The sequence below is a fragment of the Actinoplanes sp. OR16 genome, from assembly GCF_004001265.1.
Classification (GTDB): Bacteria; Actinomycetota; Actinomycetes; order Mycobacteriales; family Micromonosporaceae; genus Actinoplanes.
In genome coordinates this window covers 8,814,695-8,836,009 of sequence record NZ_AP019371.1, presented here as the reverse complement: position 1 = coordinate 8,836,009, position 21,315 = coordinate 8,814,695, and the positions used below count along the sequence as shown (strand labels likewise).

The window sequence follows — 21,315 nt, the reverse complement described above, 5'->3', positions numbered from 1 at the left end:
CTATGGATTTCGAGCTTTCCGACGAGCAGCGGATGTTCCGCGACGTGCTCCGCGACTTCGTCGACCGGGAGATCCGCCCGGTGGCGCAGGAGTGGGAGGAGTCCGGCCGCTACCCCACCGAGATCGTCGAGACCATGCGCTCGCTCGGTCTGTTCGGCCTCACCGTGCCCGAGGAGTACGGCGGCCTCGGCGCCGACATGGTGAGCTTCGCCCTCACCTTCGAGGAGATCGCCAAGGGCTGGATGGGCATCGCCGGCATCCTGGGAAGTCACTCGCTCTCCTGCTGGTTGATAGCGCGGCACGGAACATCCGAGCAGAAGGCGGAATTCCTCCCCGACCTGGCGTCCGGAAAGCGGCGCACCGGCATCGCCCTCACCGAGCCGGACGCCGGCACCGATCTCCAGGGCATCGCGACGACCGCGGTGCGGGACGGCGACCACTATGTCCTGAACGGCCGCAAGACGTGGATCACCAACGCCCGGCATGCCGATCCGCTGCCGGTGCTGTGCAAGACCTCGGTCTCCGCCGACCCGCCGCACAAGGGCATGTCCGTGATCCTCGTCGAAGCGGGCACCCCGGGCTTCACCGTGGAACGTGACCTGCCGAAACTCGGCTACAAGGGCACCGAGTCCTGCGAGGTCCTGCTGGAGGACGTCCGTGTCCCGGCGACCCGGTTGCTCGGCGGCGTCGAGGGACGCGGCATGCAGCAGGTCCTCTCCGGGTTGGAGACGGGCCGGATCAACGTGGCCGCCCGGGCGCTCGGCATCGCCCAGGCGGCGTACGACGAGGCCCTGCGCTACGCCGGCCAGCGCCGGGCGTTCGGCCGGCCGATCGGCGATTTCCAGGCGATCCAACTCAAGATCGCTGAGATGGCCGCGCAGGTGCAGGCCGCCCGCCTGCTCGTCCACTGGGCCGCGTCCCGCGCCGACGGCGGTCACCGGGTCGACATGGAGGCGGGCATGGCGAAGGCGTTCGCGTCCGAGGCCGCCGTCTTCTGCGCCCTCACCGCGATGCAGGTGCACGGCGGCTACGGATATTCGAAGGAGTTCGTGGTGGAACGCCTCTACCGGGACGCCCCGCTCATGATGATCGGCGAGGGCACCAACGACATCCAGCGCGTCGTGATCGCCCGCGCGCTGCTGGCCGGGAAGGCGTCGATCGGATGAGGTCCTTCCTGTACGTGCCCGGCAACCGCCCGCAGATGCTCGCCTCCGCTCTCCGCCGCGGCGCCGACGCGATCATCGTGGACCTGGAGGACGCGGTACCGCCCGCCGAGAAGGACGCCGCCCGGGCCGCCGTCGCCACCTGGCTGGCCGATCAGCAGCCGGACGCGCCGATCTTCGTCCGGGTCAACGTGGGGGACAGGGGAGTCGACGACGCCCGGGCGGTGGTCGCGCCGGCCGTCCGGGGTCTCGTGGTCGCCAAGGCCTCTCCCGACCAGCTGTCCGCCGTCACCGCCGTGCTCGACGATCTCGATCCGGCGGGCGCCGTGTCCCTCGTACCCCTCTTGGAGACCCCGCAGGCGATCCTCGCGGCAGCCGCCATGGCGCACGCGCCTCGCGTGGCGAGGCTGCAGATAGGCGAGGCGGATCTCGCGGCAGAGCTGGGGGTCGCTCTGGGTGAGGACGAGCGAGAGCTTCTGTTCGTACGATCGGCAGTGGTGCTGGCCTCAGCCGCCGCCGGACTCGACCCTCCCGCCGCGGCGGTGACCACCGACTTCCGCGACCTGGACGCCCTGCGCCGCACCACCCTGGCCCTCAAACGCCTCGGCTTCCGGGGCCGAGCCTGCATCCACCCCGCCCAGCTTCCCGTGGTCCACGACGTCTTCACCCCTACTCCGGCCGAGGTGGCCGAGGCCCGGGACCTGATCGCCCGCTTCGCAGCGGCAGGAGGCGGCGTCTGCCTGGATGCCCGAGGCCGCATGGTCGACCAGGCCGTGGTCCGCGACGCCCGCCGGGTGCTCGCCCTCGCGGTGGGCGAAACGGCGGGGAACCGGCTGTCACGACCCGGCTCGGGGCCGATTCTGTGATCGGCGCCGCGCTGACCGGGTCGACCTGGCAGGCTGCTGATGCGGGGCGCCGAGATTTGGCCGCATAGATCATTGCGCATGCGCCGGGTCGTCGGGGAGGGTCGGGGGAATCCCAACGGAGGTGCTTTGTGGACTTGTCACGAACGCTGGCCGGATTCGGAACCGCGCTGCTGACCGCGACCCTGCTGGCCACGCCGGCGCCCGCCGGCGCAGCACCGGGCGACTCCCCATCGAGCAGGGACTTCGGCAACGGGCCGGAGCGCAACGAGATCGCCGCCCTGGAGACCTTCGCCGCGCGGACGCTCGGAGCAGCCGACGCGGCTCAGGGCACCACGAGGAAACAGCGGGGATATCCACGGCAGAACGAGCTCCCCGTCTATCCGGAGAACCCCGACGACCGGTCGATCAAGCTCGGACTGATCCCGTACCACGCCATCGCGCCCAAGCTGAACGCCCTCCAGAAGGCGTCGAACAGGGTGTCCGCCGAGGTGATCGGCAAGTCGGCCGGGGGTCGCGACCTCTACCTCGTCACGGTGACCGCGCCGGAGTCGACGGCGGAGTCGGCGAGGCAGGACCGCTGGCGACACCTGATCGAGGACAATCCCTGGGCGGCAAAACGCGATAAATCGCTTGAATCCTCTTACAAGACTCCGGTCTGGATCAACGCGAACATCCACGGTAACGAGTGGGAGGGGACCGACGGCGCTCTCCGCGTCATCGAGAGACTGGCCACCGCGACCGACACCGCGACCGCCGACTTCCTCAAGACGAGTCGCGTCTACGTGACGGTCACGAACAACCCGGACGGCCGGGTCGCGGGTACCCGGGCCAACGGCGCCGGCTTCGACATCAACCGCGACCACGCCACGAACTCCCAGCCGGAGTCGCGGGCGGTCCGCGACGTGGTGATCGGCACCCAGCCGTTCGTGATGCTGGACGAGCACGGCTACACCGGCACCACGCTGATCGAGCCGGCCACCCCGCCGCACGGGCAGAACTACGAGTACGACCTCTACATCAAGCACGCCCTGCCGAACGCGCTGGGCATGGAGGCGGCGATCCAGAAGCTCGGGTACGCCGAGACCACCCGCGCCGACATCCCGTTCCGCGACTACGCGCCCGGCGACTGGGACGACTGGCCGCCGATCTTCACCCCGATGTACGCGATCTACCAGGGCGCTGTCGGGCACACCGTGGAGATCCCGCTCGCGGTGAACAACGCGAACTACAACACCCTGCCGGTCGAGGAACTGCGCCGCCGGTCGGCGATCAACACGGACGTGGCGGCCGCGACGATCGAGGCCACGCTGGTCTACGCCGGCACGAACAAGGCGTCGCTGCTCGCCGGTCAGATCGAGCAGTTCCGCCGTGGCTGGGCGGGAGAGGCCGCCCCGGTCATCCCGGACGGTTTCGTGGACGGGTTCGGGCCGGAGGATCGGTACTCCACGACGTACCCCAGGGCGTATGTCATCCCCGCGGGAACGCCTGCCGCGACGCGCCTGGTCAACCACCTGATCGACAACGACGTGCGGATCAAGAAGGCACACCGGGACTTCACGGTGAACGGCCGCCGGTACGCCGCCGGCACCTACATCGTGGACATGCACCAGCCGAAGCGTGGTCTCGCGAACGTGCTGCTGGAGGCGGGCCGGGACATCTCCGACCTGGTGCCGCAGATGTACGACATCTCCGGGTGGAGCCACGGCCTGCTCTGGGGCGCCACCGTGGACGCCAGCCGGCACGCGGTCCCGCGCGTCGCCACGTCCCCGGTCGAGGAGGCCGTGCTCCAGGGCTCGGTCGACGCGCGCAAGGGCAGCGACCTGCTGCTGAAGCTGGCCGACGGCAACGATGTGCGCGCGGTGAACGAGCTGCTCGCGCAGGGGATCAAGCTCCGGCGAGCAGACGCGGCCACCGTCGTGGTCCCGGCCGAGGCGCGGCCCGAGGCCTCCGCGGTGGCGAAGACCCTGGGGGTACGTTTCACAGCGGCGTCCCGCGGCACCAAGGGTGACGTCTTCGATCAGCCGGTGATCGCCGGAGCGGTCTCCGCGGACGAGCTGTTCGCCCTCAAGGAGATGGGGTTCGCCGTCCGCACGGTGTCGACGGCGGTGCTCAACGCCGGCGCCTCACTGGACGGCGTGGACACGCTGATCGTCTCGTCCGGCCTGTCCTACGCCGGGTTGAACGCGACCGGCAAGGCGACGGTGGACGCGTTCCTGGCCCGGGGCGGCGGCGTCGTCACCCGGGGCGCGACCGGTGCCGCCTTCAACGCGGCGGCCAAGCTGCTGCCGGCGGTGGCGACGGCCGGCCGCGGTGACGCCAACGGTGTGGTGAACGTGGTCAATTCCGGTCCCGTGGTGGGAGCGGGTTCGCTGCCGCACTCGTTCGTCTACTCGCCGATCTGGTTCACCGGCAGCGGATTCACCGTCGAGCAGCGGTACGGCGCGACTCCGCTGGTGGCCGGCCACTGGCAGCCGACGGCGGCCGGGACGAACGGTCCCGCCCAGGCGGCGGGTCAGGCCGCGGTGGTCTCCGGGGCGACGGCCGGCGCGGGACGGGCGGTCCTGTTCGGCACCGAGCCGCTGTTCCGGGCCCACCCGAAGGGCCTGTACGCGCAGTATGCCCGCGCTCTCCTCTGGACCGCCGGGTAGCCCTCGACGCGCTGACCCGGTGGCGTGTGGGCCGCCGGGTCAGCGTTCCACCACGACCGAGTCAGCGATGCGGTCGTGCAGGGTCCGATGCTGGTCGGTGAAGACGAAGAAGCAGTCGATCCAGGCGAACGCGGTGAGCGTCACGACGTTCAGCGCGACCTTCAGGCACACCTCGCGGAACGCCATCCGCCGCCGCCCGAACGGCCGCCCGGTGACGCCGTCCGCGACCACGTGACCGAGCAGCCTCTTCGCCGGCGTCTGACCGGCCGGCCAGGTGAACATCGCCCACACCAGCCAGCCGGCGCCGAGCGTCACCACGAACAGCAGCAGATCGAGCAGCCCCGCCGCGATCCGGCCGCCCGGCGTGACCAGCGCCGGCGTGGGCAGGACCCGATCAGCGACCAGCGGCGCCCATCCATAGGGAAGATCTTCGGCCGGTGTGGTCATTTCCGTCCCTTTCGTCCGTCGTGATGGCTCACCTTCGTGCAGACGCGTGGGTAGGGCAATACATCGGACGGGTGGGTGTCCCCTCAGCTGTCGTCATCGCCGTATCGTCCGGGCGTGGACGACGACTTCATCCAGGCCGCCCGTGATCTCGGCGTGTACGGCATTCACGTGCACCGCGAGGGCCACGAACCGCTGAGCCACCGCTTCCGCTCCGACGACCGGGTCAACCTCTACTCGGTCGCGAAGACCTTCACCTCGGTCGCCCTCGGACTGGCCGCCGCCGACGGCCGGCTGACGCTCGACGACCTCCTGCTCGACCACCTGCCGGAGCTGCGGCCGCTCGCCGCCGACGGGTTCGAGCGGGTCACCCTGCGGCATCTCGTGACGATGACGAGCGGCACCAGCCATGAATGGTTCGCCGATGAGCGGATCGACGCGGCCGACCTGCTGCACGAGATCGTCGCGGCGCCTCTGACGGCCGAGCCGGGTTCGGTGTTCCGGTACACCGGCTCCGGCCCCTATGCGATCGGCCGGGTCATCGCCCGCGTCACCGGGGCTGACCTGCGGTCCTTCTTGACGGCCCGGATCTTCCGCCCGCTCGATCTGCACAATCCCGCGTGGCACACCTGCCCGCTCGGTCACCCTTTCGCGGAGAGCGATCTCTTCCTTCGTACGGAGGAACTGTCCCGCTTCGCCCGCCTCCTGTTGAACGAGGGGCTCTGGGAGGGGCGCCGCCTGATCCCCGCCGACTACGTCCGCTCCCTCACCGCAGCCCCGGTGACGACGGGTCACGACGGCCGGTTCACCACCTACGGCCTGGGCGTCTGGTGTGAACCGGGCGGCATCTACCGGATGGACGGCCGGTACGGGCAATACGCCGTCATCGACCCCGCGCGCCGTACCACCGTGACCGTGACCGCCCACGCCGAACAGGACGCCGACCTCCTGGACGCCGTCCACGACCTGCTCCTGTCCCGGATCCCCCTGCCCTGATTCCGGCCGCACGGCAGAACCGTCCCCGAGCCCGATTCGCCGCTCTCCCGTGCTGCCGGACGGTTCGCCAAGGCCGGCCGCGATCGTCGGCTGTGACTCATTGCTGTCCGGCGGCTCCGGGCACAGCAACCAGGCACAGCCGGACTCGGTCGGCTGTGACTCATTGCCGTCCGGGTGCCCGGCGAACAGCCATGAGTCACAGCCGGACCGGTGTGGGCGAGAGGGTGAGGGCGCGCCGGGGAAGGCGGCGGCGTGAGCCGGGGGAACGTGGCCGCAGGTGTGGTGCGCCAGGGGACGGTGATCGTGCGGTTGGTTACGGACGGTCATCCCGTACCGGATGATGGGATTGCCAGGTCGCGTACATGGCGGCATATCGCCCACCCGCGGCAACCAGTTCGGCGTGGGGGCCGGACTCCTGGATCCGACCGTCATCGACCACGATGACCCGATCGGCCCGGGCCGCCGTGGAGAGGCGGTGGGCGACCAGGATGGCGGTCCGGCCCTGGAGGAGACGCTGGATGGCGGCCTCGACGCGCAGTTCGGAGCGGAGGTCGAGGCTGGAGGTGGCCTCGTCGAGGATCACGATGCGGGGTTCGGCCACGAAGACGCGGGCGAGGGCGATCAGCTGGCGTTCGCCGGACGAGACGGACTGGCCGCGTTCGTGGAGGATCGTGTGGACGCCGCCGGGGGAGCGGTCGACGAGATCGGTCAGTCCCACCGCTTCGATCGCCGCCATGACCTGCGCGTCGGTCGCTGACGGGCGGGCGAAGGCGATGTTGTCGCGCAGGGTTCCGGCGAAGAGGAACGGCTCCTGCGGCACCACGCCGACCTGCCGGTGCAGCGATTCCAGCGTCACGTCCCGCAGATCATGACCGTCGATCAGCACGGTTCCGGCCGCCGGGTCGTAGAGGCGGGACACCAGCTTCGCGAGGGTGGACTTGCCGGCGCCGGTCGGGCCGACGCAGGCGACGGTCTCGCCGGGCGAGATACGCAGGCTCACATTGCGCAACACCGGCCGATCATCGAAGTAACCGAACGTGACGTCATGCAGCATGATCTCGCCGACGACCGGCGGCAAAGGGACGGATGACGACTTCTCCGGAACGCTGGGCCTCGTCGTCAGGAGTCCGCGCAACTTCCCCAGCGCCGCCCGCGCCTGCTGGTAGTTCGTGTACAGCTGCACCAGCTGCTGAACGGGCTGGAAGAACGCGTTCAGATAGAGAACGAAAGCGGTCAGCTCGCCGATCGTGAGCGTGCCGCCCAGCACCATCCTCCCGCCGATGCCGAGGATCGCCGCGAGCCCGAGCAGGCCGATCACCGACGTACCGGGGCCATAGATCGCATTGATCCGCCCGGTGTGATCGTTCGCGTCGCGATAGGCGCCGACGACCCCGCGGTGCTCGATGACGTTGCGGTCCTGCTGGTTGTGCGCGGTGATCACCCGGACGCCGTAGAGGCTCTCGGACAGGTGCGAGAAGAGCGAGGCGATCGAGTCGCGCTGCCGGTTGTACCCGACGTCGGCGGCGCGCCGGAACCAGAGCGAGAGCAGCAGCAGCGGCGGCACGACGAGGACGAAAGTGATCAGTGCGAGCGTGGCGTTGTAGTGGATCAGCACCGCGGTGACCAGCACCATGGTGAGGCCATGGATCAGAAACTGCGCGAACCCCTCCTGGAGCAGTTGCTGCAGCGCTTCCACATCGGAGGTCATCCGGGTCATCGTGACGCCGGCCTTCTCCTTCACGTAGAAGTCGAGGCTCAGCCGCTGCAGGTGGGTGAAGATGCGAACGCGCAGGTCACGCATGGCGTAGGCGGCCAGCCGCCCGCTCTGCCTGATCCGCACCCCGGAGGCGAGCGCGGTCAGCCCGACGGACGCGAGAAAGGCGACGGCCGACGCGATCAGAACCCGACGATCCCCCGCGCTGATTCCATGATCAATGCCTATCTGTACGAGGAGAGGCCCCGATTGCAGCAGCATCGCTTCGACGACGACCGCCACCGCGGCCGTGACCAGGAAGTACGGCCGGCGTGACAGCAGCGACCACAGTGTCAGCCGTCCGCCGTCCGGCTGCTGGCTGAAGACCGGGTCCGGCTCACCGGGATCGGGCTCCCGGGACTCCAGGACCGCCACGCCGGCCGCCAGCTCCGGTGGAATGCCGGTGAACGGGCTCCCGCCCCGGCGGCCGGCTCCGGTGCCGCCCATGCCGCCGATCGCTCCGGAGCCGGGCCCTCCGCCGGGCCCGCCGAACCCACCGCCGAACATGCTCACGCGGAGACCTCCTGAGCCGCGAGAACGCTCGCATATCGCGGGCTATTAGCCAGCAAGTCGGCATGTGCCCCATCGGCAACCACACGACCGTCTTCGATCAGCACTACCCGGTCCGCCAACCCGATCGTCGCCAGTCGATGCGCCACCACGACGGTGGTCCGCCCCTCCATGAGCCCCCGCAGCGAGGAGTGGATCTCGTGCTCGACCCGTACGTCCACCGCGCTCGTGGCATCGTCGAGGATCAGCACCGGCGGGTTGACCAGCAGCGCCCGTGCGATGGCGACCCGCTGGCGCTGCCCGCCGGACAGGGTGTACCCGCGTTCCCCGACGACGGTGTCGTACCCGTCCGGCAGGTCCCGGATGAACTCGTCGGCGCCGGCCGCCAGGGCCGCCGCCTCCACCTCGTCGCGGCCGGCGCCCGGCCGCCCGAAGGCGATGTTCTCGTGCAGCGACACCGAGAAGAGGAACGGTTCGTCCGGCACGATCCCGACCCGGTCCCGCAGCGTGGCGAGCCGGTAGTCGCGCACGTCCTGCCCGTCGAGCAGCACCCGCCCGGCGTCGGCGTCGTAGAAGCGGGCGGCGAGTCTGCCGACCGTCGACTTCCCGGAACCGGTGGCGCCGACCAGAGCCACCGTCTCGCCGGGCGAGATGTCCAGCGTCAGTCCGTCGAGGCCGATCGTTCCGTCCGGATAGGCGAAACGGACGTCCTCGAACCGGATCGCGCCGCGCGGAGGCGGAGCAGCCGGCTCAGAAGGCTCTGATATATCCGCTTTCGTGTCCAGGATCTCGTAGATCCGCTGCGCCGAAGCGGCAGCCCGCTGCCCCATCATGATGATCATCCCGAGCATCCGGAACGGCGGCTGGAGCATCAGCACGTACGAGTTGAACGCCACGATCGTCCCGATCGTGGCGTCGCCGCCGAGCACCATCAGGCCGCCGACCAGCAGCACCAGGGCGAGCCCGACCCGGGACAGGTTGTCCATGACCGGCATCCACCGGCTGCGGATCCGCGCGTCGGTGGTGTAGGCCCACCGCACCCTGTCGGCCGCCGCGGAGAGAGCGCTGATCTGCCGCTGTTCGGCCGCGAACGCCTTGACGATCCGGACGCCCTGGATGTTCTCGTCGACCACCGTCGCGACCCCGGCGAGCCGCGATTGGATCAGCCAGGAGACCGGGAAGATCGCCTTGCGCATCCGTACGCCGAGGAACGCGATCAGTGGCATGGTCGCCATCGCCACCACCGCCAGCGGCGCGTTGATCGACACCATCAGGCCGAACGCGATCACCGCGATCGTGCACTGGACGAGGATCGACGGGCCGAACGCCAGGTACATCTGCACGGCTCGGATGTCGCTGGTCGCCCGCGACATGAGCTCACCGGACTGGACCCGGTCGTAGAACCCGTAGGACATCCGCATGAGGTGGCCGAAGACGGTGTTCCGGAGGTCGTACTCCATCTCGTAGGCCGTCCGCAGCAGGTAGAGCCGGGCGAAGAAGTTGATGACACCCTGGGCCACGGCGAGGATCGCGATGAGCCAGACGTACCGGCTCAGGCTCTCGGTCCGGGCCACGAGCGCGTCGTCGATGCCGATCCGGACCAGGTCGGGGATCTGCACCTGGACGATCAGGCCGATGAAGGAGAGGACCAGCGACGTGATCAGCAGGGCGCGGTGGGCGCGGACCAGTGGCCACGCCCGCCGGAGCCAGGACTTGCCGGGATCGGGATCGATGCCGGCCTTGGGGGCCCGGCGTGGCGGGGAGGTCACAGTGCTTAGCCTAGCTAACGACCCCGTTTTCTCAAGTGTCCGACGAATGTGCCGATGATGGTCGCATGATGCGCCGTATCGCCGTTGCCGCCGTTGCCGCCGTCGCCGCGCTCACCCTGAGTGGTCTCGCCGCTCCCGCGCGGGCCGCCGGCGTGCAGACGTGGACCGGAACCGTCGACTGGGTCGCCGACGGCGACACGCTCCGCGTCGACGTGCACGGCGACGGCACGAGCGCCCTGAAGTCGATCCGGCTGATCGGCATCCAGGCCATGGAGCAGACGGTCTACTCGCCGAAGCCGTCGAAGCGGCGCGGTGAATGCCACTCCCTCGCCGCCACCGCGCGGGTCGAGCAACTGGTCGAGGCAGGCGGGAACAAGGTGCGGCTCACCGCCCTGAACGCGTCGAGCAAGTCCGGCGAGCGCCCGCTCCGCTCGGCCGCCGTGAAGATCGGCGGCACGTGGCAGGACATCGGTCTCGACCTGGTCGGCCGGGGTCTGGCGCTGTGGCTGCCGTTCTCCGGCGAGTGGACCTGGGACCAGCGGTATCTGGCCGCGGCGAAGGCGGCGTCCCGGGCACATCGTGGTCTCTACGACACGGACAGCTGCGGTGCCGGGCCGGTCGCGAATCTCGGCCTGACCGTCAACCCGGACCCGGACGGTTCCGACGCGGCGAACCTCAACGGGGAATACTTCGTCCTGAGGAATGCGGAGAAGAAGGCCGTCAACCTCACCGGCTGGTGGGTTCCCGACTCCGCCTACCGCCGCTACACCTTCCCGCACGGCACCACGATCGCCGCCGGTGGCACCCTCACCGTCCACGTCGGCAAGGGGAGGAACACCGCCACCGACCACTACTGGGGCCTGGACCACCCGATCTTCACGAACGTCGACCCGGCCGGCCACGGCTACGGCGACGGCGGCTACCTCTTCGACCCCCAGGGCGACCTGAGAGCCTGGCAGATCTACCCCTGATGGGGTCCGGCGTCGCCGTCCCGCCAGTGCCGCCGGCAGAGGACCCGGTAGGTGACCTCGGCCGCCTCGTCGATGTCCCCGACCGCCACCTGCGCGCCGGTCCGGGCGACCCGGCCGTCCTCGATCCGGGCGTTCTGCCGTCCCGGCCGCCCGCACCAGCAGGTGACCTCGACCTGCAGCGACACGATCCGGTCGGCCAGTTCGAGAAGACGCTGCGAGCCGGGGAAGAGCCGGGACATGAAGTCCGTCGAGATCGCGTAGCAGTCCACGTCGACGTGCAGTTCGTCGACCGCGAGGGCCAGCTGCTCGACCTGCTCGGGCCGGAGGAACTGCGCCTCGTCCACGATCACGAACCCGCCGGCCGGCACCTGCTGCTCGATCAGCGTCACCAGGTCGGCGCCGTCGAGCACCTCGATGGCGTCGGCCGCCACGCCGAGCCGCGACGACAGCACCCCGCTGCCGGCCCGGTCCATGCTGGTGAGCAGCACTCCGGGCCGGCCGGCCTGCCGGCGGTTGTACGCGTTCTGCAGCGCCAGCGTCGACTTGCCCGCGCCCATGCTCCCGTGGAAGAGGGTCAGTTCGTGGAACACCGGGGCCATCGCCCGCTGCCGTGGCACGACGACGGGTTGCTGGACCGAGGACGCGACCGGGACCACAAATGAACCTTCCTCAAGATTGCGGGGGCCGGTACACGCTACCTGGCCGCCCTACCGGCTTTCCTCCGCCTCACGTTTGAACGGGTCGCCGTACAGACGGAGGGCCCGCCGGGCGAACGCCTGCTGCTGGGTGGCCACTCGTTCCGATCTGCCCCGGCCCAGGAAGCTGACCGCCCAGTGCAGCACCGCCGTCACCCGGTTCTTGAACCCGACCAGGTAGAACAGGTGCACGGCGACCCACACCACCCAGGCCGGGAAGCCGGACAGGTGCACCTTGCCGATGCTCGCGACCGCGGAGAACCGGGAGATCGTGGCGAGGCTGCCCTTGTCGAAGTACTTGAAGGGCTGCTTGTCCGGTTTGCCGGTGAGCCGCCGCTTGATCTGCTCGGCCGCGTGCCGGCCGCTCTGGATGGCGACCTGCGCCACACCGGGCAGCGGGCGCCCGTCGTCGCCGGCCAGGTTCATCATGTCGCCGAGCACGAAGATCTCCGGGTGTCCCGGCAGCGTGGTGTCCGGCTCGACCAGCACCCGCCCGGCCCGGTCGGTCTTCGCCCCGGTCGCCTCGGCCAGCTTCGTCGCGATCGTCGGCGCGGCCACGCCGGCGGCCCACACCTTCGTCATGGTCGGGATCCGCTCCCGGCCGTTCTCCGTCTCCACCTCGATGCCGCTGGTGTCGACGCCGACCACCTTGGTGTTCAGCTTCACCTCGACGCCGAGCTTCTCCAGCTCGTCCTTCGCCCGCCCGGACAGCCGGTCGCCGAACGTGTTGAGCACCGCCCCGACCGCGTCCACCAGCAGGATCCGCGACTTCCGGGTGTCGATGTGGCGGTACTGCTCGGGCAGCGTGCGGTGCGCCAGCTCGGCGATCTGCCCGGCCATCTCGGTGCCGGTCGGTCCCGCGCCGACGACGACGAACGTGAGCCAGCGCTCCTTGTCGGCCGGGTCGGTCTGCAGGTCGGCCACCTCGAACGCGCCGAAGATCCGGGCCCGCAGCTCCAGAGCGTCGTCGATGCTCTTCATGCCCGGCGCGAAATCGGCGAACTGGTCGTTCCCGAAATACGACTGCGACGCGCCGGCCGCCACGATCAGCGTGTCGTACTCGACGGTGTACTCGATCCCCGGCCCGCTGACCGACACCACCTTGTTAGCGACGTCCACGTCCTGCACCCACCCGAGCCGGACGTCCACGTTCTTCTGCCGCTTCAGCACCTCACGGATGGGCGGCGCCACCTCACCCTCGGACAGGATCCCGGTGGCCACTTGGTAGAGCAGCGGCTGGAACAGGTGGTACGCCGTTCCGTTGATCAGGGTGATGTCGACGTCCGCCCGGCGCAGCGCCTTGATGGCGAAGAGCCCGCCGAACCCCGCTCCGACGACCACGACCCGATGACGCATGCTCTCTCCTAGCGATAGGGCACCCAATGACCACACTGGTATGCCCACGCTCCGAGCGAAAGTCACTCTCCTTGGGCTTTCCACCACATTCTCTGTACGGCCACAGCCGCCGGCCGCCGTCAGGGGGTGAGTGTTGCCGCGTGGGAGAGCCAGCGGGCCACCACGTCGAGTTCGGCGGGGGTGAAGTCCTCGGTGAGGTGAGTATTCAAGTCCCTGACCACGGTCCGTGCCGTGCTCGCGGCTTCACGGCCGAGGGGCGTCAGCGTCAGGCGTACCGCCCGGGCGTCTGATTCGTCGGGATTCTTCGCGACGAAGCCGGCCTTCTCCAAGCGCGTGATCAAGCCGCTCATGCCGGACGGCGACGCGCACAGGGCGGCGGTGACGTCGCCGACCAGGGCGTGGTCGTTCGCGTGCAGGTAGAACAGGACTCCCGCCCCGGCCGCGCCGATGCCGGTGCCGCCGCCCCGCGCGTCGATCCAGCGGCGGACGGCACGCTCGGCGGTCATCATCTCGAAGACCAGGCGCGGCGTCAGGGAGGGGGAGGGGCGGGGCGCCGTCATACGCCGGAGACTAGCGCGAATCCGTCATCGAACTCTGTTTCTGGAGCCAGGTGAGCAGTTCCGGCCAGAGGGTGTCCCGGACGCCGCGGCGCAGGAACCCGTGGTGGCCGATCGCGTCGACGCCGCCGTCGGCGGGGGAGTAGGTGCGGCGTTCCACCGGCGCGGCCGTCAGATGGCTGGTCAACCGGTCGATCGAGGCCGGGGTGGCCCACTTGTCGTCGGTGAACCCGACCGCCAGGACCGGCTGGGTGACCGTCGCGGCCCGGGCCGCGGCGTCCATCGCCGGGTCGTCGAAGAAGTAGCCGTCCAGCTTCGCCCATCCGCCCCACTGGCGCATCGCCGCCGCCGGGATGTCCTCGCCGAGCCCGAGCCGGCGGGCCGGGACGTAGCCGAGCACCGACCCCAGCGCGGGACCGACGACGTGCAGCAGCAGACGCACCCGGCGGCGCTCGGCGGGGTCCGGGACGGCCCGGGCCGAGGCGGCGTGCGAGGCGAGGATGACCAGGCCGGACAGGCCGGGGCCGCCGTAGCCGAGGGCCAGCGCGTGGCCGCCGACGCTGTGCCCGATCGCCAGCTGCGGCAGGCCGGGGAAGCGGGCCGCCGTCCACGCCGTGACCGCGGGGACGTCCTCGGTGATCCAGTCGCGCATGCCGAGCGAGCGGTTCGCGCGCGGCGAGCCGGACCGGCCGGTGCCGCGGTAGTCGTAGGTGACCGTGGCGATCCCGTTGTCCGCCAGATACGCCGCGAAGTTCGCGTAGAACCGTGACGGCGTCGCGGTCGCCGGGTGGATGACCAGCGCGGCAGCCGGCTCGTCGTCGGGTTCGTGCAGCGTGGCGCCGATCCGCCCGACCCGGACCTCGTTATTTCGCATGCGAACAATATAGGCCTAGAAACGTTTCAATCCCGAGGGCATAATCCCGGCATGACACGAGTCTGCTTCACCCTGCAGGTCGATCCGGCGAAGCTGGACGCCTACCGCGAGGCCCACGCCGCGGTCTGGCCGGACATGCTCCGGGCGCTCGCCGCCACCGGCTGGCACGACTACCGGCTCTTCCTGCGCCCGGACGGCCTGCTCGTCGGCTTCCTGGAGACCGACGACTTCGCCGCCGCCCAGGAGGCGATGGCGCGTACCGAGGTGAACGCCCGCTGGCAGGCGGCGATGGCCGGCTTCTTCCCGGCGCTCGGCGACTCCCGCCCCGACGAGGGCATGCTCGTCCTCGACCAGGTCTTCCACCTGGAGGAGCAGCTGGCGAGGATCTGACAGCAGGTCTTCCGCCTGGAGGAGCAGCCGGCGAGGATCTGACAGCAGGTCTTCCGCCTGGAGGAGCAGCCGGCGAGGATCTGACAGGCTGCACGTCATGGCCGCTGACCCGCACATCCACATCGACGCCCGGCTGGGTGGCCAGGCGGCGTCCCGCGCCGTCCTCGCGTCGGCGTTCGGCCTGGCTGCCGACCTGCCGCCCACCGTGCGTTCCGGTTGCGGTCTCGAGGTGGCCCGGGCCATGACGTCGGTACGCCCGGAGAGCGTGACCTGCCTGACCTGCCGCGAGTTCGGGGCGGAGGCCCACGAGCGCCTGGCCGCGCAGGTGGAGTCCCTGGGAGTGCTGCCGGGCAGCCCGCTCACGCCGGCCCAGGTCCACGAGGCGGCGGCTCACCACCGCGACCTGGCCCGGCGCTTCACTCGGGGCTGACGGGGATCAGCTCCAGCAGCCCGTCGGCGATCTCCCGGGCGGGTTCGCGCGAGAACACCTCCAGCTCGCGGAAGAGTTTCTGCGCCCGGACCGCCGGCCAGGCCGGGGGCAGGTGCTCGACCGGGAGGCGGGGGTCGCGGCGGATGGCGCCCAGCCATTCGGCTACCAGGGTGAGGCGGGCGGCGAGCGGGTCGGCGAACGGTGGGGTGCCGTCCCAGCGGGCGAGGAACTCCTCGTAGACGGCGGCGAGGCCGGCCAGGTCGTACGCGTCGCGCACCATCCCGGCGATGTCGGTGAGCGAGTCCGCCCGCGCGTGGAAGACCCGGGCGTGGGCGGACAGTCCGAGATCGGTCACGATGTCCTGCGCCGGCACGCTGCCCGGCGCGATCCAGAGGCCGCCCTGCAGCGGGCCGAACCCCGCCCACGCCAGCTGGGAGCGCAGGTCGTGGCGCTGCCGCTGCCAGGACTCCGGGAGCGAGAAGCAGAGCAGCGTCCAGTCGCCGTCCCAGGCGTCGTTCACGGCGCCGGTCCGCCAGATGCGGGCGCGGCCGTCGTGGAGCAGGGCGGTGGATCGCGCGGTGAGTCCGAAGTACATCCGGCGCCCGTCCCGCTGCCGCCGCAGCAGTCCGCGATTGACCATGCGGGTGAGCGTCGATCGGGTGGCGTGCGAGGAGATGCCGAGCCGGTCGAAGACGTCGATGACGCTGCCCGAGAAGACGCAGACGTCCCGGTCCAGCACGAAGTCGCCGAGCAGCATGAACATCAGCGTCTGAGGCGTCGGAGGGCGAAGCTGCGTCATGGAGGAGATGTTAGGCAAAATATTGACGGCCGTGTAGATAAAGCCTAACTTCGATGTCTCGTAACCCCTCGGAAACGTCGCTGAGGAGGTCAAGGCATGCGAAGAATCCTGATCCTTCCGCTCATACTGATCATGGCCGGGTGCTCGGCCGAGACGGGAGGCGACGACGATCCGATCCGGATCGGTCAGATCGTGTCGCTCACCGGCAACTACTCCCCGCTCGGCACCGAGAACCAGAAGTCCGTCGCTCTCGCCGTCGAGAAGATCAACGCGGCGGGCGGGATCGGCGGCCGGACGATCGAGTTGACCGTCCGTGACGACAAGAGCCTGCCCGATCAGTCAGTGGTCGCGTTCAACGAGCTCCGCAGCGACTCCGACGCGATCATCGGGTCGCCGTTCAGCAACTCGGCGCTCGCCACCCTGCCCTCCGTCGACCGCGAGGAGATCCCCTACCTCTCGCTCACCCCGGCGGACGAGCAGATCAACCCCATTCATCCGTACGTCTTCGTCGTACCGGCGACGTCCGCCACGTACGCCGAGGCTGCCCTCCAGTACTTTCAGGCATCCAAGATCTCCACGGTCGCCGTGGCCTTCGACACGAAGAGCAGCTACGCCGTCGCCGGTGCGAAGGGCCTGCGCGACAAGGCCTCGCAGTACGGCGTCACCGTCGAACCGGTCGAGGAGTTCCAGACCACGGCGACCGAGTTCGGCGCCGTCTTCACGCATGTGCGCGCCTCGGACGCGCAGGCCCTGATGTTCTGGGGAACCGGCGCCCCCGGCGTCGCCTTCACCAAGCAGTACGCCGCGTCCGGCCTGGACATCCCGCTGGTCCTGACGGGTTCGCAGGCCAGCAGGCTGTTCCTGGAGCCGGCCGGTCCGGCCGCCGAGGGCGCCACGATCGCCAGTTCGGTCGGCGTGGTCGGCCCGTATCTCCCGGCCGGCGAGCTGAAGACCGCCGTCGACGAGCTGACCACCGCGTTCGAGGCGAAGTACGGCTATCCGCCGCCGCAGTTCGCCCAGGACGGCTACAGCGGCGTGAAGCTCCTGGCGGCGGCGATCGAGAAGGCCGGCGGCACCGACCGTGCCAAGGTCCGGGACGCCCTGGAGTCGCTGACCCTGACGACCCCGAACGGCACCTATTCGTATTCGGCCACCAACCACAGCGGCCTCACCACCGAGTTCATCTCGATCAACACGATCGAGGGCGGCACGTTCGTCCCCACCGAGTTCTCGAAGGACGCATTCCGGTGAGACTCGAGGTCGACGGTGTCTCGCGCGCGTTCGGCGGCGTCTACGCCGTGCGCGACGTGAGCCTCACCGTCGAGCCGGGCGAGCTGCGAGCCGTGATCGGGCCGAACGGCGCCGGCAAGTCCACCCTGTTCGCCCTGATCGGCGGCCAGCTGGCGGCGCAGTCCGGCACGATCACGCTCGGCGGCGTGCCGGTGCGGCGGCTGCCCGCACACCGGCGCGCCCGCCTCGGCGTCGGCGTCGTCTTCCAGGCCGCGCGGATCTTCACCGGGATGACGGCGCTGGAGAACGTCATGACCGGGGCGCACGCGACGACCCGGGCCGGGTTCGCCGCGGCGGTGCTCCGGCTGCCCTCGCATCGCCGCGAGGAGGATCAGATCCGGTCACGCGCACGGGAATGCCTGGAACGGACCGGTATCGCCGACTGGGCGGACCGGCCCGCCGAGGAGTTGCCGCTCGGCCAGCAGCGGGCCTTGCAGCTGGCCCGGGCCCTCTGCGCGCGTCCGAAACTGCTCCTGCTCGACGAGCCCGCCTCAGGTCTCCGCGCCGGGGAGCGGGAGCGCCTCGCATCCCTGCTCGGCGAGTTGCGCGCGGAGGGTCTGACGATGCTGCTGGTCGAGCACGACGTCGGCTTCGTGATGCGCCTGGCCGACCAGGTGACCGTTCTTGATCTGGGCCGGGTGATCGCCTCGGGCCCTCCGCAGTCGGTCCGCGCCGATCCCGCGGTGATCGCCGCCTACTTGGGGCCCCAGGATGCGGTACGCGCGGACGGCCCCGCTCATGACTGACATCGTCGAGGTACGGGGCCTGACGGTCCGCTACGACGGCGCGACCGCCCTGGACGGCGTGGACCTGACCGTGGGCGACCACGAGATGGTGGCCCTCATCGGCGCCAACGGAGCCGGCAAGTCCACGCTGGTCAAAGCCCTCTCCGGGCTGGTGCGGCCGGACGGCGGGACGGTCGAGGTGCGAGGACGGCTCGCCCAGGTGCCGGAAGGCCGGGAGATGTTCGGCGATCTCAGCGTCGACGACAACCTGCGGCTCGGCGGCTGGCGCAACGGGCGGGCCGGCCGGGACACCAGCGGCGTCTACGAGCTGCTGCCCGAACTCGGGGAGATCCGCCGGCGCCGGGCCGGTGCCCTCTCCGGAGGTCAGCAGCAGATGGTCGCCATCGGACGCGCCCTGATGTCCCGCCCCGACGTCCTGGTGATCGACGAGCTGAGTCTCGGCCTGGCGCCGCTCGTGGTCCGCACCCTCGCCGCGCATCTGCGGGACCTGCACCGGACGCGTGGACTGGCGGTCCTTCTCATCGAGCAGAACGCCCGGCTCGCCCTCGACCTGTGTGACCGGGCGTATGTGCTGGAGACCGGGCGGGTCGCCGTACAGGGAAAAGCTCTTGATCTGGAAAAGGATCCCCGGGTGACGGCTGCCTATCTGGGCGGGCACGTGGAGGAGGCGTCATGAGCGACCTCCTCGGCTATGTGATCACCGGGCTCGGGATCGGGGCCGGATTCGCGCTGGTCGGCAGCGGTCTGGTGGCGATCTACCGGGTCACCGGGGTGGTCAACTTCGCGCAGGGGGCGTTCGCCGTGCTCGCGGCGATGCTGACCGGGTCCCTGCTCGGCGCCGGCGTCCCGCACGGGCTCGCCGAGGTGGGCGGCGTCCTGCTCGGCGCGGTCGCCGGCCTCGTCGTCGGTGTGATCGCGATCGGTCGCCCCGGCACCAGCCCGGGAACCTCGCTGATCGTGACTCTGGGCCTCGGGATCCTCGCGTACGCCATCGAGGTCTTGATCTGGGGAGATCAACCACGCTCCTACCCGGGCGTGCCCGGGGTGGCCGAGGTGGCAGGCGCCCGGCTGCAGGCCCACTACCTGCTGATCATCGGTGTCACCGGACCCGTCTTCGCCGCGATGGCCTGGTTCTTCGCCCGCACCGACCTCGGGAAGGCGCTCTCCGCGTGCGCCTCCAACCGGTACGCGGCCCAGGTCGTCGGCATCGACGTCCGCCGCATGGGCCTGGCGGCGTTCGTGCTCGGCGGCGCGCTCGGCGGCCTCGCCGGAGTGCTGACCACGCCGGTGCAGCAGGTCACGTTCGACAGCGATGTCGCCTTGATCGTCAACGGATTCGCCGCGGCCGTGCTCGGCGGCCTGACCCGTCCCGTCGTGGCGCTCGCCGGCGGCCTCCTGCTCGGCGTCGCGCAGACGCTGGTGGCGGGCTACGGCGGCGGCGCCTACCAGGTGGAGGTGGCGCTCGTGCTCATGCTCACCGTCATGATCGTCCAATCGGCTCGCAGTGGACCGGTGCCGGCATGAAGGCCGCTCTTCTCCTGCCGGTTCTTCTCGTGCCGCTGCTGCTGCCGTCCCGGCATCTGGCGACGTTCGTGCTGCTCACGCTCGCCGCGGCGGTCACCGTCGGCGTGTCCCTGCTGATGGGGTACGCCGGGCAGATCTCCCTCGGGCAGGCCTCGTTCTACGCGATAGGCGCCTATACGGCGGGTCTGCTGGCCGTCCACGGTGTGCCCCCGGTCCTCGGGCTGCTCGTCGCCCCTCTCGTCGCCGGCCTGGCCGCGGCGGTGATCGGTTTTCCGCTGCTCCGGCTGCGCGGCCACCACCTCGCCTTCGCCACCCTGGCCGTCCAGCTGATCCTGCTGTCACTGCTCGCGCAGGCCACCTGGGCGGGCGGCGCCATCGGGCTCCAGGGCATCCCGCGGTTCTCGATCGGCGGGTTCACGCTGCGGCAGGATCTCGGCTACGCGTACCTGGCCCTGCTCGTCCTCGGCGTCGCCCTGCTCGTCTCCCGCAACGTCGTCTCGTCCCGGGCCGGCCGTGGCCTGCGAGCGGCGGCGTCGAGCGAGGTGGCGGCGGCTGCCAGCGGCGTACCGGTAGGCGGCTATCGGCTCGTCGTCTTCGCCCTCTCCGCGGCGTTCGCCGGGTTGGCGGGCGGCGTCTACGCGTTCTACCTCGGGTATCTCGCGCCCGGATCGTTCCCGGTCCTGCTCTCCATCGAATACGTGGTGATGGCCGTGGTGGGCGGCCTCGGCACGATCGCCGGTCCGGTCGTCGGCGCGGTCCTGATCGTCGGTCTCGTGCAGGTGCTGAACACGCTCGGCACCCAGCCGGGCATGCCGGACTACGCGCCGGGCGTGCTGTCGTACGCCGTCTACGCCATCCTCCTGATCGTCTGCGTCCTGTACCTGCCCCGTGGCGTCGTCCCGGCCCTGCGCAAGGCAGTCGCCCGCCGCTGATCCCTCTAGATCAGGAGATTGCGCCAGCTGTCCGTCATGGTCCGCAGGGTCACGTCCCGGTCGAACGTCCATCCCTGCTCGAACCATCGCCGCGCCACGTGCTCGAACTGCCCGAACGCCAGCATGCAGCGCACGTGCCGGGTGGCCGCGTCGAATCGGTCGGCGCGGTTGAGCCCGTCGTGCATGGCGCTGGTCGTCGCCTCGAACCACGCGGTCAGCCTCGCGTTGATCTCCGGCTCGATGGCCGCGGCCTGATAGGCGCTGCGCAGGTAGGGCCCGATCGCCGGCCACTGGTCGAACCGCCGGGCCAGCCACTGCTCGACCAGCGCCGGATCACCGCGTTCGACCACCTCGGCGAGCGGCGGGTCGTCGACCGCGTCCAAGATGTCGCGGACGTCCTCGATGAGCGCCTTCATGAGCGACGACTTCGACGGGAAGTGCAGATAGAACGTCGTCCGCGTGGTGCCCGCGCCCGCCGCGATCTCATCGATCGTGGCGGCGGCGTAACCCTTCGTACGGAACAGGGAAAGCCCGTGATCCAGAAGCAGCCGGCGGGTCATCTGTTTCTGCGTCGCGCGAAGATTCGCCACGGTGGGTCACCT

General features: G+C 70.3%; 21 protein-coding genes. 12 read left to right on the top strand and 9 right to left on the bottom strand.

Features of this window, described 5'->3' with window-relative positions; all coding sequences use genetic code 11:
- Window positions 1–2: 2 nt before the first annotated feature.
- The 3 genes from EP757_RS40600 (at window position 3) to EP757_RS40590 (ending at window position 4,677) form a co-directional block, all read left to right on the top strand.
- Window positions 3–1,166, top strand: a complete 1,164-nt coding sequence (locus EP757_RS40600) for an acyl-CoA dehydrogenase family protein (protein ID WP_127553637.1) — start codon at window positions 3–5, stop codon at window positions 1,164–1,166.
- On the top strand, window positions 1,163–2,029 hold the full coding sequence (locus EP757_RS40595) for a CoA ester lyase (protein ID WP_127553636.1): 867 nt from the start codon (window positions 1,163–1,165) through the stop codon (window positions 2,027–2,029). The genes EP757_RS40600 and EP757_RS40595 overlap by 4 nt, the downstream gene beginning before the upstream one ends.
- A gap of 128 nt (window positions 2,030–2,157) precedes the next feature.
- Window positions 2,158–4,677: a M14 family zinc carboxypeptidase gene (locus tag EP757_RS40590; protein WP_127553635.1), complete on the top strand. Its 2,520-nt coding sequence runs from the start codon at window positions 2,158–2,160 to the stop codon at window positions 4,675–4,677.
- Between the two features lie 39 nt (window positions 4,678–4,716).
- Here the strand turns inward: EP757_RS40590 and EP757_RS40585 are convergent, their stop codons facing one another.
- Entirely contained in the window at window positions 4,717–5,124 is a 408-nt protein-coding gene (locus EP757_RS40585; protein ID WP_127553634.1) for an RDD family protein, read from the bottom strand.
- Window positions 5,125–5,238: 114 nt separating this feature from the next.
- Here EP757_RS40585 and EP757_RS40580 point away from each other — a divergent pair, with 114 nt between their 5' ends.
- Window positions 5,239–6,117: a serine hydrolase gene (locus EP757_RS40580; RefSeq protein WP_127553633.1), complete on the top strand. Its 879-nt coding sequence runs from the start codon at window positions 5,239–5,241 to the stop codon at window positions 6,115–6,117.
- A 313-nt stretch (window positions 6,118–6,430) separates the two neighbouring features.
- On the opposite strand, the gene EP757_RS40575 is transcribed toward EP757_RS40580, so the two are convergent.
- Together EP757_RS40575 and EP757_RS40570 are read right to left on the bottom strand one after the other, a co-directional pair.
- Window positions 6,431–8,377 carry an ABC transporter ATP-binding protein gene (locus tag EP757_RS40575; RefSeq protein WP_232050763.1) on the bottom strand — a complete coding sequence of 649 codons (1,947 nt, stop codon included), beginning with the start codon at window positions 8,375–8,377 and terminating at the stop codon, window positions 6,431–6,433.
- 2 nt (window positions 8,378–8,379) lie between these two features.
- Window positions 8,380–10,149 carry an ABC transporter ATP-binding protein gene (locus tag EP757_RS40570; RefSeq protein WP_127553631.1) on the bottom strand — a complete coding sequence of 590 codons (1,770 nt, stop codon included), beginning with the start codon at window positions 10,147–10,149 and terminating at the stop codon, window positions 8,380–8,382.
- A gap of 65 nt (window positions 10,150–10,214) precedes the next feature.
- On the opposite strand from EP757_RS40570, the gene EP757_RS40565 reads away from it, so the two are divergent.
- Complete coding sequence (locus EP757_RS40565; RefSeq protein WP_127553630.1) at window positions 10,215–11,120, top strand: lamin tail domain-containing protein; 906 nt, start codon at window positions 10,215–10,217, stop codon at window positions 11,118–11,120.
- On the opposite strand, the gene EP757_RS40560 is transcribed toward EP757_RS40565, so the two are convergent.
- The 4 genes from EP757_RS40560 to EP757_RS40545 all read right to left on the bottom strand — a co-directional run bounded on the left by EP757_RS40560 (window position 11,111) and on the right by EP757_RS40545 (window position 14,602).
- Window positions 11,111–11,719, bottom strand: coding sequence for a thymidine kinase (locus tag EP757_RS40560; RefSeq protein ID WP_127554686.1), 609 nt, complete (start codon window positions 11,717–11,719; stop codon window positions 11,111–11,113). The genes EP757_RS40565 and EP757_RS40560 overlap by 10 nt on opposite strands.
- Window positions 11,720–11,827: 108 nt before the next feature.
- Window positions 11,828–13,171 (bottom strand): NAD(P)/FAD-dependent oxidoreductase, encoded by a 1,344-nt coding sequence (locus tag EP757_RS40555; RefSeq protein ID WP_127553629.1) that lies wholly within the window; start codon window positions 13,169–13,171, stop codon window positions 11,828–11,830.
- A gap of 119 nt (window positions 13,172–13,290) precedes the next feature.
- The gene (locus tag EP757_RS40550; protein ID WP_127553628.1) at window positions 13,291–13,731 is read right to left on the bottom strand and encodes a MarR family winged helix-turn-helix transcriptional regulator; all 441 of its coding nucleotides are present in this window, start codon (window positions 13,729–13,731) and stop codon (window positions 13,291–13,293) included.
- A 10-nt stretch (window positions 13,732–13,741) separates the two neighbouring features.
- Window positions 13,742–14,602: an alpha/beta fold hydrolase gene (locus EP757_RS40545; protein WP_127553627.1), complete on the bottom strand. Its 861-nt coding sequence runs from the start codon at window positions 14,600–14,602 to the stop codon at window positions 13,742–13,744.
- A 51-nt stretch (window positions 14,603–14,653) separates the two neighbouring features.
- On the opposite strand from EP757_RS40545, the gene EP757_RS40540 reads away from it, so the two are divergent.
- Both EP757_RS40540 and EP757_RS40535 read left to right on the top strand, forming a co-directional pair.
- Window positions 14,654–14,992: an L-rhamnose mutarotase gene (locus tag EP757_RS40540; RefSeq protein ID WP_127553626.1), complete on the top strand. Its 339-nt coding sequence runs from the start codon at window positions 14,654–14,656 to the stop codon at window positions 14,990–14,992.
- Between the two features lie 97 nt (window positions 14,993–15,089).
- A complete protein-coding gene (locus EP757_RS40535; protein ID WP_127553625.1) occupies window positions 15,090–15,422 on the top strand; it encodes a hypothetical protein in 333 nt (110 codons plus the stop codon).
- Here EP757_RS40535 and EP757_RS40530 read toward each other — a convergent pair.
- Window positions 15,409–16,221, bottom strand: a complete 813-nt coding sequence (locus tag EP757_RS40530; protein WP_127553624.1) for a PaaX family transcriptional regulator C-terminal domain-containing protein — start codon at window positions 16,219–16,221, stop codon at window positions 15,409–15,411. The genes EP757_RS40535 and EP757_RS40530 overlap by 14 nt on opposite strands.
- A 96-nt stretch (window positions 16,222–16,317) precedes the next feature.
- Between EP757_RS40530 and EP757_RS40525 the strand changes: the two genes are divergently transcribed.
- The 5 genes from EP757_RS40525 to EP757_RS40505 are packed head-to-tail and all read left to right on the top strand — an operon-like array spanning window position 16,318 to window position 20,713.
- Window positions 16,318–17,472, top strand: a complete 1,155-nt coding sequence (locus tag EP757_RS40525; protein WP_127553623.1) for an ABC transporter substrate-binding protein — start codon at window positions 16,318–16,320, stop codon at window positions 17,470–17,472.
- Window positions 17,469–18,257: an ABC transporter ATP-binding protein gene (locus EP757_RS40520; protein ID WP_127553622.1), complete on the top strand. Its 789-nt coding sequence runs from the start codon at window positions 17,469–17,471 to the stop codon at window positions 18,255–18,257. Before EP757_RS40525 ends, EP757_RS40520 begins: the two co-directional genes overlap by 4 nt.
- On the top strand, window positions 18,250–18,933 hold the full coding sequence (locus EP757_RS40515) for an ABC transporter ATP-binding protein (RefSeq protein WP_127553621.1): 684 nt from the start codon (window positions 18,250–18,252) through the stop codon (window positions 18,931–18,933). The genes EP757_RS40520 and EP757_RS40515 overlap by 8 nt, the downstream gene beginning before the upstream one ends.
- Window positions 18,930–19,781, top strand: coding sequence for a branched-chain amino acid ABC transporter permease (locus tag EP757_RS40510; RefSeq protein WP_127553620.1), 852 nt, complete (start codon window positions 18,930–18,932; stop codon window positions 19,779–19,781). Before EP757_RS40515 ends, EP757_RS40510 begins: the two co-directional genes overlap by 4 nt.
- A complete protein-coding gene (locus EP757_RS40505; RefSeq protein ID WP_127553619.1) occupies window positions 19,778–20,713 on the top strand; it encodes a branched-chain amino acid ABC transporter permease in 936 nt (311 codons plus the stop codon). The genes EP757_RS40510 and EP757_RS40505 overlap by 4 nt, the downstream gene beginning before the upstream one ends.
- A 5-nt stretch (window positions 20,714–20,718) precedes the next feature.
- Here EP757_RS40505 and EP757_RS40500 read toward each other — a convergent pair whose 3' ends face one another.
- On the bottom strand, window positions 20,719–21,303 hold the full coding sequence (locus EP757_RS40500; protein ID WP_127553618.1) for a TetR/AcrR family transcriptional regulator: 585 nt from the start codon (window positions 21,301–21,303) through the stop codon (window positions 20,719–20,721).
- Between the last annotated feature and the right edge of the window lie 12 nt (window positions 21,304–21,315).